At 72.5% G+C, this 12,868-nt stretch carries 11 protein-coding genes; 6 read left to right on the top strand and 5 right to left on the bottom strand.

Annotation, left to right across the window (positions count from 1 at the left end):
* From D0T12_RS30070 to D0T12_RS30055, 4 genes are read left to right on the top strand one after another with little or no spacing between them, the layout of a single operon-like run.
* Positions 1-891, top strand: a complete 891-nt coding sequence (locus D0T12_RS30070; RefSeq protein ID WP_117403849.1) for a carbohydrate ABC transporter permease — start codon at positions 1-3, stop codon at positions 889-891.
* Positions 888-1,769 carry a carbohydrate ABC transporter permease gene (locus tag D0T12_RS30065; RefSeq protein WP_117403848.1) on the top strand — a complete coding sequence of 294 codons (882 nt, stop codon included), beginning with the start codon at positions 888-890 and terminating at the stop codon, positions 1,767-1,769. Before D0T12_RS30070 ends, D0T12_RS30065 begins: the two co-directional genes overlap by 4 nt.
* A gap of 39 nt (positions 1,770-1,808) precedes the next feature.
* The gene (locus D0T12_RS30060; protein ID WP_117403847.1) at positions 1,809-2,882 is read left to right on the top strand and encodes an alanine racemase; all 1,074 of its coding nucleotides are present in this window, start codon (positions 1,809-1,811) and stop codon (positions 2,880-2,882) included.
* Positions 2,870-3,622, top strand: a complete 753-nt coding sequence (locus D0T12_RS30055; protein WP_117403846.1) for an SDR family NAD(P)-dependent oxidoreductase — start codon at positions 2,870-2,872, stop codon at positions 3,620-3,622. Before D0T12_RS30060 ends, D0T12_RS30055 begins: the two co-directional genes overlap by 13 nt.
* 74 nt (positions 3,623-3,696) lie before the next feature.
* Here D0T12_RS30055 and D0T12_RS30050 read toward each other — a convergent pair whose 3' ends face one another.
* The 4 genes from D0T12_RS30050 to D0T12_RS30035 form a co-directional block, all read right to left on the bottom strand.
* Positions 3,697-4,716, bottom strand: a complete 1,020-nt coding sequence (locus tag D0T12_RS30050) for an endo alpha-1,4 polygalactosaminidase (RefSeq protein ID WP_117403844.1) — start codon at positions 4,714-4,716, stop codon at positions 3,697-3,699.
* Positions 4,717-4,837: 121 nt separating this feature from the next.
* Positions 4,838-6,340 carry a PepSY-associated TM helix domain-containing protein gene (locus D0T12_RS30045; RefSeq protein WP_117403842.1) on the bottom strand — a complete coding sequence of 501 codons (1,503 nt, stop codon included), beginning with the start codon at positions 6,338-6,340 and terminating at the stop codon, positions 4,838-4,840.
* A 167-nt stretch (positions 6,341-6,507) separates the two neighbouring features.
* Positions 6,508-7,104 (bottom strand): MFS transporter, encoded by a 597-nt coding sequence (locus D0T12_RS30040; RefSeq protein ID WP_117403840.1) that lies wholly within the window; start codon positions 7,102-7,104, stop codon positions 6,508-6,510.
* Between the two features lie 251 nt (positions 7,105-7,355).
* A complete protein-coding gene (locus D0T12_RS30035; protein WP_117403838.1) occupies positions 7,356-8,027 on the bottom strand; it encodes a hypothetical protein in 672 nt (223 codons plus the stop codon).
* Positions 8,028-8,228: 201 nt separating this feature from the next.
* Here D0T12_RS30035 and D0T12_RS30030 point away from each other — a divergent pair, with 201 nt between their 5' ends.
* Positions 8,229-10,352 (top strand): sensor histidine kinase, encoded by a 2,124-nt coding sequence (locus D0T12_RS30030; protein WP_117403836.1) that lies wholly within the window; start codon positions 8,229-8,231, stop codon positions 10,350-10,352.
* Positions 10,349-10,996 (top strand): response regulator transcription factor, encoded by a 648-nt coding sequence (locus tag D0T12_RS30025; RefSeq protein ID WP_117403835.1) that lies wholly within the window; start codon positions 10,349-10,351, stop codon positions 10,994-10,996. The genes D0T12_RS30030 and D0T12_RS30025 overlap by 4 nt, the downstream gene beginning before the upstream one ends.
* A 27-nt stretch (positions 10,997-11,023) precedes the next feature.
* On the opposite strand, the gene D0T12_RS30020 is transcribed toward D0T12_RS30025, so the two are convergent.
* On the bottom strand, positions 11,024-12,784 hold the full coding sequence (locus tag D0T12_RS30020) for a TerD family protein (RefSeq protein WP_233526362.1): 1,761 nt from the start codon (positions 12,782-12,784) through the stop codon (positions 11,024-11,026).
* Positions 12,785-12,868: the final 84 nt, after the last annotated feature.

Genomic DNA, 12,868 nt, shown 5'->3' with positions numbered 1-12,868 from the left:
ATGGCCCGCCCCATGAAGAGGGCACTCGGCGAGACCCCGGCCGCATGGGCCTTCGTGCTGCCGGCGACGCTGCTCATCCTCGGCCTCAGCCTGCTGCCGATGGTCTGGTCGCTGCTGCTCTCGTTCACCGACTCCGATCTGGTGACCTCGGGCCGCTGGGTGGGGATGGACAACTACGAGCGGCTGCTGGACGACCCGGCCTTCCGCCAGTCGATCCGTAACACGCTGATCTTCACCGCGCTGTACGTCCCGGGCAGCGCGGGCCTCGGCCTGCTGATCGCGATGGCGCTGAACCGGCCGCGCACCAAGCTGATCGGCATCTACCGGACGTGCGTGATCGTGCCGTTCGTGGTGTCGCCGGCCGCGACCGGGGTGTTGTTCGCCTTCATCTGCGACGCCCGGTTCGGTGTGGCCAACCGGATCCTGTCGGCGTTCGGGATCCCCCGCCAGGGCTTCCTCGAAGATCCCAACACCGCGCTCTACACGCTGACCGGGATCGGGCTGTGGGGCGGTACCGGCTTCTGCGTGATCATCTTTCTGGCCGCGCTCCAGGACATCCCGCCGAGCCTGGTGGAGGCCGCGCGGATCGACGGCGCGGGCCGGTGGAACATCTTCCGCCACGTCACGCTGCCGAGCGTGCGGCCGGTCACCACCTTCGTGGTGATCTGGCAGAGCCTGGTCGCCATGCAGCTGTTCGACCTGGTCTACGCGACCACCCGGGGCGGGCCGCTGGGCTCCACCGCCGTCGTCGTCTACTTCATCTACAACCAGGCGTTCAAGGTGTTCGACGCGGGCTACGGCGCGGCTGCCGCCTACGTCCTCGCCGTGGTCCTGCTGGCCCTCGGCGGCGTCCGCTACCTGCTCACGCGCGCTCGACGGAGGTTCGCGTGAAGACTGCCGAAGAAGTGCGCTCCGGGACGTCCCCGTCCCGGACGGTGGCGGCACCGTCCCGTCCCCGGCGCCGGATCGACTGGTCCCACGTCGGGCTGGCGCCCCTGGCCCTGCTGTTCGTGCTGCCGCTCCTCTGGGAGGTCCTGGCGTCGTTCATGGCCGACGCGCAGATCAACAAGTACCCGCCCGCGCTGGTGCCCGACGGGATCCACCTGGACGGCTACCGCTACGTCTTCACCAACACCGACTTCCCGCGCTGGTTCCTCAACTCGGTGCTGGTCTCGCTGGTGAGCGTGGTCTCCAACCTCGTGCTGTGCTCGCTGGCCGCCTACGGGTTCGCGCGGCTGCGGTTCCGCGGCTCCGGCGTGCTGTTCGGGCTGCTGGTCGCGACGATCATCATCCCGTTCCAGCTCACCATGATCCCCACCTTCATCCTGATGAAGAACCTCGGCCTGGCCGACTCGCTGGGCGCGCTGATCCTGCCCAACCTGGTCTCGGTGTTCGGCGTCTACCTGCTGCGGCAGTTCTTCCTCGCGCTGCCGCGCGACATCGAGGAGGCCGCGATCATCGACGGCTGCGGTCGCCTCCAGGTCCTGGTCAGGATCGTGCTGCCGCTGGCCAGACCGGCGCTGGCGACCCTGGCGGCGCTGACGTTCCTCACGTCCTGGAACGATCTCACCTGGCCGCTCATCGCCATCTCCACCGACGACAACTACACCCTGCAACTCGGGCTGACGACCTTCGCCGGGCAGCACCACACGATCTGGTCGGCGGTGATGGCCGGCAACGTCATCACCACGCTGCCCGTCCTGATCGTGTTCCTGCTCACCCAGCGCACCTTCATCCAGTCGCTCACCTCGACCGCCGTCAAGGGATAGCGCGGCGCCGGGCGTTCGCGCGACGAAGGGAACTCGACGATGCCGCCGGAAATCCAGACGCCCGCGCTGATCGTGGACCTGGACAGGGCCCAGGCCAACATCGACGCGATGGCGCGGCTCGCGGAGGCGGGCGGGACCCGGCTGCGCCCGCACATCAAGAGCCACAAGATGCCGTACCTGGCGGGACTCCAGCTCGCGGCCGGGGCGTCCGGGCTCACCTGCGCCACGCTCGACGAGGCCGAGGTGATGGCCGACGCCGGATGCGCCGACATTTTGCTGGCCTATCCGGTCTGGGGCGCGCACAACCTGGCCCGGTTGCGGCGGCTGCGGGAGCGCGTCCGGCTGCGGGTGAGCCTCGACTCCGCCGAGGTCGCCGCGGGCGTGGGGGCCATGGCCGGACGCGAGCCGGTGGAGGTCCTGGTCGAGGTCGACTCGGGGCTTGGGCGGCTGGGCCGTCCGCCCGGCAGGCGGTCGGCCGAACTGGTCGCGGACATCGACCGGGTCCCGGGGGTGACGGTCGTCGGCCTGTGCAGCCACGCCGGCCACTCCTACCGGGCCCGGTCGACCGCCGAGCTGCGCGAGATCGCCGAACGTGAGGTCGCCGAGCTTGCCGAGACGGTCCGGCTGTGCGGCGGCGACCTGGAGATCAGCCTCGGCGCGACCCCGACCGCCCGGTGGGAGGCGGCCGCCGCGGAGGTCGCCGAGATCCGTCCCGGAACCTACGCCCTCAACGACACGACGATGGCCGGGCTCGGCGTCGCCACACACGACACCTGCGCCGCACGGGTGCTGGCGACGGTCGTGGCCACGCCCGTGCCGGGACGGTTCGTCGTGGACGCCGGCACCAAGGCACTGGCGGCGGACGGCGCACCGGGCACGATCGGCGTCGTCGGCCGTCCCGGGCTCCGCCTCGACATGCTCTACGAGGAGCACGGCGTCGGCCACGGCCCGGAGACCGGCGGTCCGGCCATCGGCGACCGGATCGAGCTGATCCCGAACCATGTGTGCCCGGTCAGCAACCTGTTCGACCTCGCGTTCGGGGTCCGCGGGGGCCGGGTCGAACGCGAACTGGAGATCACGGCGAAGAGGAGGTCGGTCCGATGCGCGGACTGAGGGACCGGGGAGTTCTGATCACGGGCGGCACCAGCGGCATCGGCCACGCCACCGCCCGGCGGTTCCTGGACGAGGGGGCCCGCGTCTTCGTCTGCGGCCTGGAGGGCGTCCAGGAGACCCTCGACGAGTTCGACGGGGTCGGCGGGGCGCGGTGCGACGTGTCCGACGAGTCCTCGGTCGAGCGGATGCTCGCGGCGGCGGGGGAGTTCCTCGGCGGCGTGGACATTCTGATCAACAACGCCGGGATCGCCCACCGCGAGCCGTTCCTGGACATCGCCACCGACCGGTGGGACGCCGTGCTCGCGGTCAACCTGCGCGGGATGTTCCTCGTCGCCCAGCGCGTGGCGGCCTCGATGCGCTCCGCCGGCACCCGCGGCGCCATCGTCAACATGGCCTCGACCAACGCCCTCGGCGGCGAGGCGGGCTACGCCCACTACAACGCCAGCAAGGCCGGCGTCCTGCTGCTGACCAAGACGATGGCCGTCGAACTGGGCCCGTACGGAATCCGCGTCAACGCCCTCTGCCCCGGCTATATCCGCACGCCGCTCAACGCCGCCATCGAGGCCGAGAGCGGCGACCCGGACTACGTCGCCGCCTACGAACGCGAGCACATCCCGCTGGGCCGCGCCGGACACCCCGACGAGGTCGCCGCCGCCTACGCGTTCCTCGCCTCCGACGACGCGTCCTTCGTCAACGGCGCCGAACTCGTCATCGACGGCGGCCAACTCGCCATCATGTAGACATCAGCCGCGCAATCCCTACCGACACCACAATGGGGGTGCTGGGCAGAAACCCAGCACCCCCGAGCCGTGGGTTACAGCTTACATTGCAGACGGTACGCGGACGTGGGCGGCTCGTCCTTGATGATTCCGTCGAAGTCGTACCTCACATGCGTCTGGCACGTCCTCCTGTCGGTTTGTGAATTGACCGTGTAGTCGACGGCGAACACGGCTTTGCCCGCGGCGATGAAGGGACTGAGGTTGCCGCACTGTTCGAGCGAAACGCATTCCTCGGGGAGCGCCCAGTCGAAGGCGTTCACGAGTTCCGGGAACCGCGTGCGGTCGTTGAGGTCGTGACCGTTCTTCAGACCCACCGACAGGCCCAACGCGTGCGCCTGCCTGGCCACTTCGAGGTACCAGTCGATTTGGTCGTCGTCCGTCATTTCCCATCCCGGGGAGTTTCCGGAGCTCGGACCCATGTCGTTCTGGTCGGGCTCGACGCCGTCGCAGCCGAGGCGCTTGGCGAGCGCGAACCGCGCCCAGATCAGATGCGCGAACTTGGGCCAGGAGTCCCGCCGGATGTCGAGGTAGCGCTCTCCCGGCCACTGCCCGTCGTTGGTGTGCCACCCGATGACCGAGTCCGGCTCGGGCCGGGTCGGATTGTCGGGGATGTCAGCCAGATTCGGCTTGAAGCCGGGGAACAGATGCCGGTCCGCACGGTTCTCGTCGTGCTCGTAGGCGCCGGAGTCGAGGTAACAGATGACCTTGGCTCCCTTGCGGTGGAGCTCGTCGACTTTACCCGCGAGCGCGCCCTCTTCCACGTGAATCCGGGGAAGCTCCGGATGTCCCGGATACTCCAGATAGGAGTTGGGCCCGCCGTCGGCCAACTCCCAGAGGTCGAGGTCGTACATCGTCCGGGTTCGTGAAACGTTGTACGGCTCGTCGATCTGCCAGTCCCAGTTCTTCGCCTCACCGGGGCGCGGCTGCCACCATGCCGCGGACGAGGCCTTCGCGGAACTTTTCGCCTGGACGGAACCTATGGTCCCGACCAGCAGGGCCAGGGCCGCCAGTACGGCACCGATCGTTCTGAGTCGATTTCCTCTCGCTCTCCTCATGATCTCGATCGTCGGTCGCAGATCAAGACGAGTCAATGGTTTTCCTGAAATTGATCCGAAATACGGATTGACGTTCGAAATATCGAACACAACCTTTCGGTGGCCACCGGACCCGGCGCGGTCAGCCGGTGCCGGTCGGGGCCGTCCGGCGGCGGCGCCACGCACCCAGGAGGCCGTCGATCGTGAGGAAGGCGACCAGGGTGATCCCCAGCATCGGCACCGCCCACCCCACCAGCAGGACGGCGGGGACGCCGAGGAGGAGAAGGGGACGCGGAAGGTCTCGCCAGGCGCCGCGGGCCGGTGGGCGTCCGAAGGACGCGCGGCGGTCGGCGCGGGTGGGACGGCGCTGCCACCACATCCGGTAGCCCCAGAAGATGACTCCGAGCAGGCCGAGCGCGGCGGCACCCAGCAGAATCTGGTTCGCCAAGCCGAACAGCCGACCCATGTGGAACTGGATGCCGAGGGAGGACAGCTTCGCGAGCCAGGGTGTCTCGGCCCAGGTCACGCGGTCGGTGACCCGCCCGGTGGAGGCGTCGACGGCGACCTTGTCCCGGTGCACCGGCCACCGGTTGTCGACCTGCGCCACGCTCCACACGCCGCGGGCGTCCTCGGGCGTGCTGATCTCGACCGGGCCGGCCATCCCGGCCCCTCGCGCCGTCGCCAGCACCGCGTCGACGTCGGCGGCCGGGTCGGCCGTTCCGGATGGAGCGCTTCCGCCGCCGTGATGCCCACCGCCGCCGCCGGGGGCGGGCGTGGTTCCGGGCCGTGCGGTGTCGAGCTTGGGCGCGGTCGACCGAAGCTTCTCCTGAGCCGTGTCGAACCGGGCTCCGGCATGGTCGGACCAGGTCAGGCCGGTCGCGCTCAGGAACAGCAGAATCCCGGCCAGCCACGCGCCGGTCACGGCGTGCCTGCTCCGCGTGCGCCGCACGCCCTTCGCCGAGCGGTCGAACCGGAACGCCCGGAGGGACGGGCCGCGGCCCCGGTAGTGGCGGCGTCGGCCCAGCCACATCAGCGCCCCGGCGGTCACGATGACCCACAGCCAGCTCGCGGCCGTCTCCGAGTACAACCGTCCGGGGGTGCCGAGGTGCAGGCTGCGGTGCAGTTCGTCCAGCCAGGCGGTCATCGGCGTGCTACCGGACCACGTGGTGTGCACGCCCAGTACGCGACCGGTGTAGGGGTCGACGTACACGGTGCGGTCCTTCTCGCCCAGTCCCGGCACGGACAGGACCACCTGCGTCGAGGCGTCCGCCTCGGCCGGGGGGACGATGGTGGCGACGGCGCCGGGCTGCACCGCCATGGCGGCCCGGACCTGGTCGGCCAGCGGCAGGCGCGCACCGGCCACCCGGTCGACGCGTAGCTCGTCGCTGTAGACGACGGCGTCGAACTGCGGGGTGAAGGCGTAGGCCAGCCCGGTCAGGGCGGCCAGGGCCAGGAAGGGCGCGACGAACACGCCCGCGTAGAAGTGCAGCCGCCGCACCAGCGGCCACACCTCGCGCCGAGCGGAGCGGCGGGTCGTGCCGGGATGGGCGGCCGGGTCAGGGGCGGCCGGGTCAGGGGCGGCCGGTTCAGGGGCGGGACGGTCGCGGTCCGGTTTCGTGGACGGCGAGTCGGACGTCGTTGACATACGGGCTCCAAGGCATGGCGCCCAGCCGGTACGGCACGCGCCATGCGGCGGGAGCACCGCACCGACCGGAGATCTTCGGGGGAAACGGCACCGCGCCCTGGAGGGCTGAGGTGCCGTGACGTTTCCGCTCGAGAACGGCGACGCCGATGCCCCAGAAGGCCCCGGTGTCAGGCGTGAGCGGCCACGCTCCCCGGAGGCCCGCGCCTGACCATGGCGTAACGGAGGATGACGGCGTCCACCGGGGCCTGGAGCCGGCGCCTCGCCCGAATCGGACGAGCCGGGCCGTACACGGGCGCCGGCCGTAGCCGGGCGAACGCCCGCAGCGTCCAGCGGGCCAGCCGGCGCACCAGCGCGCACAGCCTGGCCTCGCCGCACTCCAGCCACCATGAGGTGACCAGCACCGCGACGGCGTGCATGAGCAGCATGGCGAGCCCGCCCGAGCCACCGTGCGGCTCGGGCATCGGCATCGACATCGCCGCGGACGCCTCGGCGGCGGGCACGGCCGCCGTATGGCCCCCGTCGGCCTGCGACAGCGAGAAGTGCAGGACCGCCTGGGCGGCGGCGACCGCGGGCAGGATCGTCGCGATCGTCCTCTCCCGGCGGGTGGCCGCGAGCGCCAGCGCGAGCATCACCAGAAAGCCGACGCCGACCGCCGACCGGTCGAGCCGTCCACCACCCGCGACATGGCCGCCGGCCGCCAGCACGGCACAGGCGGCGGCGAAGCTCGCCGCCCGCACCCACCGCACCGGCGACCGCAGTTCCATAGGTTCATGATCTTCTCACGGCCGCTTCCCGAGCCGTCTATCGAACGAGCGACAACCAATGACACTTCCAGACAAACAGCCAGGAGGCTCGATGACCTGACACCCCTTCGGGCGGACGGCCTCCGGGTCAGCGCCGGAGAGCGGGGCTGGTCGCCGGTGGGTTCGGGGCCCCCGCTCCCGTCGAGGGACCGTCCATGGGCGGACGGCCTTCGAGACAACCCACCGGCGGGCTCAGCCGCCCGACCGGCCGATCAGGACGCGGGCGCGGCGGGCGCGGCGGGCGTGGCGGGTGCGGCGGGGGCGGCCGGCAGGACGATGCGGGGCGTCACCGCGAGCCGCAGGCCGAGGACGCCGTAGGAGATGCCGAGCCAGGCCGCGCCCGGATAGGTGCCGCCCTCGTCGCCGAGCGCGGCCTGCCCCGCGCCCGCGACGACCAGCCACAGTCCGCACAGCAGGACCTGCCAGCGCAGCAGTCCCCGGAAGCGGCCGACCCTGGCGACGGCGATGCCGATGACGAGCATGCCGAGCATCGACAGCGGCCAGCAGATGTCGAACGGGATCACCCAGGCGGGAGTGTCGTCCGGATAGGCGACGATGAGCGGGCACCAGATCATCGCCGGCACGAGCAGCACCAGCTCCACGATGGGGATGTACCGGCCCTTGCGGCTCCCGGTGGCGTTCGTGGACAGCACCAGGACGACCAGGGACGCCACGCCCAGCAGGAACGCCAGGCTGCCCCAGATCTCGACGGGGACGACGTCGTCCTGGATGTCGTCCCCGGCGATGAGCAGCCCGGTGATCCAGGCGGTGGTGCCGGCGACGAGCGCGGCGCCGGTGAGGCGGGTCCGGAGCAGCAGCCCTCCGGGGCCGGGGTCGGACGGGTCGTGCGGATAGACGGAGCTGGGCCGGATGTGCACGGTCATTCGGTTCTCTCTCCCGTGACGGGCGGCGCAGGGGCGCGCCGCCGGTGACCCTGACGTTCCGTCCCCGATGTCCCGGGCGGCCAGTGACAGGGACGGCGCGAGCGGCCCCGGCCCACCCCCGAATCACCAGTGACCCTTGTCCTGGCCTGCAAGGACGCCGGACCCAGGTGATCGGGACGCCGCGCGGGTCAAGCTGGCCTGATGGGGAGCGCTCACCCGGCGCCTCGGGCCGAGCGGCTCCTGAGGCCGCCCGCCGTCGCGATCGCCGTGCTGTGCGCCGCGGCGACCGTCGCGACCGTCTGGCTCGACGTCCTGCTGGCGGACGCCGGCGAACCGCCGGACCCGCTGAACTGGGCGCACTGGGGGTCGTCGGGGTCGGGGCTGCCGGTGGCGGTCGCGGGCGGTGTCCTCGCGACGCGGCTGCCGCGGCATCCGCTGACCTGGCTCATGCTGGCGGGCGGGTCCATCGCGGTCCTGGACGGGGTCGCCGCGGCGTACGCGTCGCTGTCGGTGCTGGAGCACGACGGCGACCTGCCGCTGACGGCGTTCGCGGTGTACGCGGGCGGCCGCTTCGGCCCCATGATCAACATGATCGTGCCGCTGACGCTGATGTTCTTCCCGGACGGGCGGCTGCCCTCGCGGCGATGGCGCTGGCCGGTGGGGGCGGCGATCACCGCGCAGTTCGTCGGGGTCCTGGCGCTGCTGATGGTGCCGTGGGACGTGTTCTCGCGGGGTGAGCCGCTCGCGCCCGGCCTGCGGGACGTCCCCCTGGACCCGCTGACGCCGCCGCTCCCCGCCGGGATCTGGCCGGTGTCCGGCTGGATGTTCTACGCGGGCTTCCTCACGTCCTTCGGGGTGTCGATCGCCGCGTTCACGGTGCGGTTCCGCCGGTCGGACCCGGTGCGGCGGACGCAGCTGCGGTGGATGCTGCTGGCGCTGGTCGTCAACGTCGTCGCGTTCGCCTCGGGCATGGTGCTGACGGAGGTGCTCTCGCCGTCGCTGAACTGGTGGATCGGCGACATCTCCCTCATCCTCATGCACGCGGCGATCGCTGTGGCGGTGCTGGTCGCGGTCGCCCGGTACCGGCTCTACGACGTCGACCTGCTGCTCGGCTGGACGCTCCTGTACGCGGCGCTGGCGGCGGTCGTGGTCGGGATCGACGTGGCGGTGTTCGTCCTCGCGGGGACGTTCATCGACGAGCCGATCGCCGCGGTGACGGGCGCGGGCGTGGTCGCCGTCCTGTACGCGCCGCTGCGGCTGCGGTTGCAACGGTGGGTGAACCGGGTCTTGACGGGGCGCGCGGAACCCTACGACGTGGTGTCGGCACTGGCACGCCGGCTTGAGCGCTCCATGGGCCCGGACGAGTTGCTGCTGGAGGTGGCGCGGGTGGTGGCGGAGTCCTTCCGGTCCCCGTACGTGCGGGTCGAGCTGGACCGCGCGGACGGCCGGACGGTCGTCGTGGAGCACGGAACGGCCCGGGACGACGTGGTCGTCCTGCCGTTCGGGTACCGGGGCGCGGCGATCGGGCGGCTGGCGCTGGTGCCGCGCACGGGCTCCCGCCTTCCGGCGTCCGACCAGCGCCTCCTCGCGGACGTGGTCCGCCAGGCGGCCGCCGCCGCGCGGGCGACGGCGCTGACCGAGGAGCTCCAGCGCAGCCGGGAGCAGCTGGTGACCGGGATCGCCGAGGAGCGGCGGCGGCTGCGCCGCGACCTGCACGACGGCCTGGGCCCGTCGCTGGCCGCGGCGGCACTGAAGATCGAGGCGGCCCGCAACCTGGCGCCGCGGGACGGGGCCGCCGCCGACGCGACCCTGGAGTCGGTCCGCGAGGACCTGTCGGTGGTGCTGTCGGACGTCCGGCGGCTCGTGCACGACCTGCGGCCCCCGTCCCTGGACCAGTTCGGCCTGGTCGGGGCGGTGGAGCAGCTCACGGAACGGTTCCAGGGGCGGTCAATGCGGGTGCGGCTCCACTGCGCGGGCGAACTCGCGGCGCTCCCGGCCGCGGCCGAGGAGGCCGCGTACCGGATCGTCGCGGAGGCCCTGGCGAACGTGTCGCGGCACGCGGAGGCGACGCGCTGCGACGTCCGGTTGGAGGCGTCCGGGGACGCGCTGGAGGTGGAGGTCGCCGACGACGGGCGCGGCGTCCCGCCGGGAGCGCTCGTCGGCGTCGGGCTGGTCGGGATGCGGGAGCGGGCCGAGGAACTCGGCGGGCGGTGCGCGGTGTCGGCCCGGCCGGGCGGCGGGACGCTCGTCCGCGCCGTCCTGCCGTTCGGGCCGCGCGAGGTCGCCGAGCGGGAACCGCTGCCGGTGACCGGGAGCGCGCCATGACACCGCGGGTGCTGCTCGCCGACGACCATCCCGTGTACCGGGACGGGCTGCGGCTCATGCTGGACTCCACCGGCGAGGTGGAGATCGTCGGGACCGCGCCGGACGGGGCGACGGCCGTCGAGATGGCGGCCCGGCTGCGCCCGGACGTGGTGGTCATGGACCTCCAGATGCCACGGCTCGGCGGCGTGGACGCCACCCGCCGGATCCTCGCGGCCCGCCCCGAGACCGGGGTGTTGGTGCTGACCATGCACGAGGACGACGAGAGCGTGTTCGCCGCGATGCTCGCCGGAGCCCGCGGATACCTGGTGAAGGGCGCCGACCAGCACGAGATCCTGCGGGCGGTGTCCGCGGTGGCCGGCGGCGAGGTGATCTTCGGCCCGGCGCTGGCGGGCCGGGTGGCGGACTACTTCGCGCGGATCGCGGCCGCGCCCGCCGCCGACGAACCGTTCCCGCAGCTCACCGCCCGGGAGCGGGACGTCCTCGAACTGGTCGCGCTGGGCCTGCCGAACCCGGCGATCGCCGAGCGGCTCGGCCTGTCGCCCAAGACCGTCCGCAACAACGTCTCGACCGTGTTCGCCAAGCTCCAGGTCGCCGACCGCGCGGAGGCGATCCTCCGCGCCCGCGACGCCGGCCTCGGCCGCTGATCCCCGACCGTCGTGCCGTCGCGCCGTTCAGTCGTCGACGTCGACGCCGTAGTCGCGGGCCAACTCGTCCAGCCCGTGGTCGTACCCCTGGCCGATCACGCGCAGTCGCCAGGACGGTCCGCGCCGGTAGATCTCCGCCAGGAGCATCGTGCGTTCGGTGGTGGCGGCGTCGAGCGTCGCCTGCGCCAGGACCGCCTCGCCGCTGCCGGGCGCGACGGTGATCTCGATGGCGCCGGCGGTGCCGAACGTCGTGGTCCCGTCGATGGCGGCGGCGATGACGATCTTGTGGACCGCCGGGGGAAGGCTCGCCGTGTCGACCGTCATCGACTGCTCGGCCGGACCGTCCGCGGACAGGGTGACGGCGCCGCCGGGCACCTCGGGGGCGCCGTAGAACACGAAGTCCTCGTCACGGGACACCTGCCCGTCTCCGTCCAGGGCGAAGGCGACGAGGTCGATCTCGCAGGCCGCCCGGTGGGTCCAGGTGGCGGCGACGGTCCACCGCGCCGCCTGCGAGGTGGCGGGGAGATCGGTGGCGCCGCCCCGCGGCAGGACGACGACCGCGGGCGACTTCGGCCCCGCCGCGCCGGCGCCGAACGGCTGCGCCGGGGACGGCTTCTCCAGCCAGGGCTCCTCGCGCAAGGGCACTTCGAGGGAGCGGATGCGGTCCATGCGCCGATCGCGGTCCCCGCCGGGGAGGACGACGACGTCGGTGACGCTGGCGGACAGGTTGACCGCGGCGGCGCCGCCGAGTTCGACGACGCGTGCGCGGGTGGCCGCGGCATGGGGATGGGTGCCGCCGAGGACGAGCACCCGCCGTCCCGTCAACGGGCCGCGCCCGGGGCGCGGCTTCGCGGGGGCCGGCTGTCGCGGACCCTGCGCGCCCGTCGGCACACCGTGCGGGACACCGGGACGCACGTCTTCGAGCAGCCGCAGAAAGGTGGGCTCGTCGACGAGCGTGACGCCTTCGGCCGCGGCACGCCTGCTCTTGGTGCTGGGCGAGCCGGGGTGGTTCGTCACCAGCGCGCTGGTGTGCCGGCTGACCGTGGACATCACGTTCAGCCCCGCCTCGGCCGCCCTCGCCGCCAGCTCGGCGCGCGGCGTCCGGGTGTCTCCGGTGATCGCGATCTTCATGCCCTGGACGAGCGGCGCGCCGGCGGCGAGCCGACCGGGGTTGCGGTAGGCGCAGGGAACCTTCGGGACGCGCTCCGGGTGGTCGGGGACCTGGGCGGTCCGGCGGGGCGGGCACGGCACCAGCGGCAGGTCGAGGCCGAGGCGGGCCGCGGCGGCGAGCGACCCGTTCAGCACTCCCGCGAGGACGCGGGTGTCGTCGGCCGCGTCGTGCGCCTTGCGCTGGACGACGCCGTAGTGGGAGGCCAGCGTCCCCAGCCGCATGTCCGGGGTGGGAGGTGCCAGCCGGCGGTTGAGCGCCAGGGTGCACAGCCGCCGGTCGACCGGCAGGGGCACCTCGGCACGGGCGAACTCGTGCGCCAGGAAGTCGTAGTCGAAGCGCGCGTTGTGGGCGACCATGACACGTCCGCTGAGCAGGGCGGCGATGTCCGGAGCGACCTCCTCGAACCTGGGAGCCCCCGCGAGCCGCTGCCGGGTGAGCCCGTGAACATGCACCGGGCCGGGATCACAGCCGGGGTCCACGAGCGACGAGAACCGGCCGGTCACCTGGCCGTCCCCGCCGATCGCGAGTAACGCGACCGACAGCACCCGATGCTGCGAGGGCCGGAACCCGGAGGTCTCCACATCGACGACGGTCCAGTCCAGAGAGTAGTCCGACACGGACAGCATCCTCCCGGCCGGCCCTCACGGCCCGTGCTCGTACGGGCACGTTGGCCGCAGGCGGTCACCGACCCCCCGAACACC

This window comes from Actinomadura spongiicola (assembly GCF_003432485.1).
Taxonomy (GTDB): domain Bacteria; phylum Actinomycetota; class Actinomycetes; order Streptosporangiales; family Streptosporangiaceae; genus Spirillospora; species Spirillospora spongiicola.
This window is presented reverse-complemented; position numbering and strand designations above follow the sequence as displayed.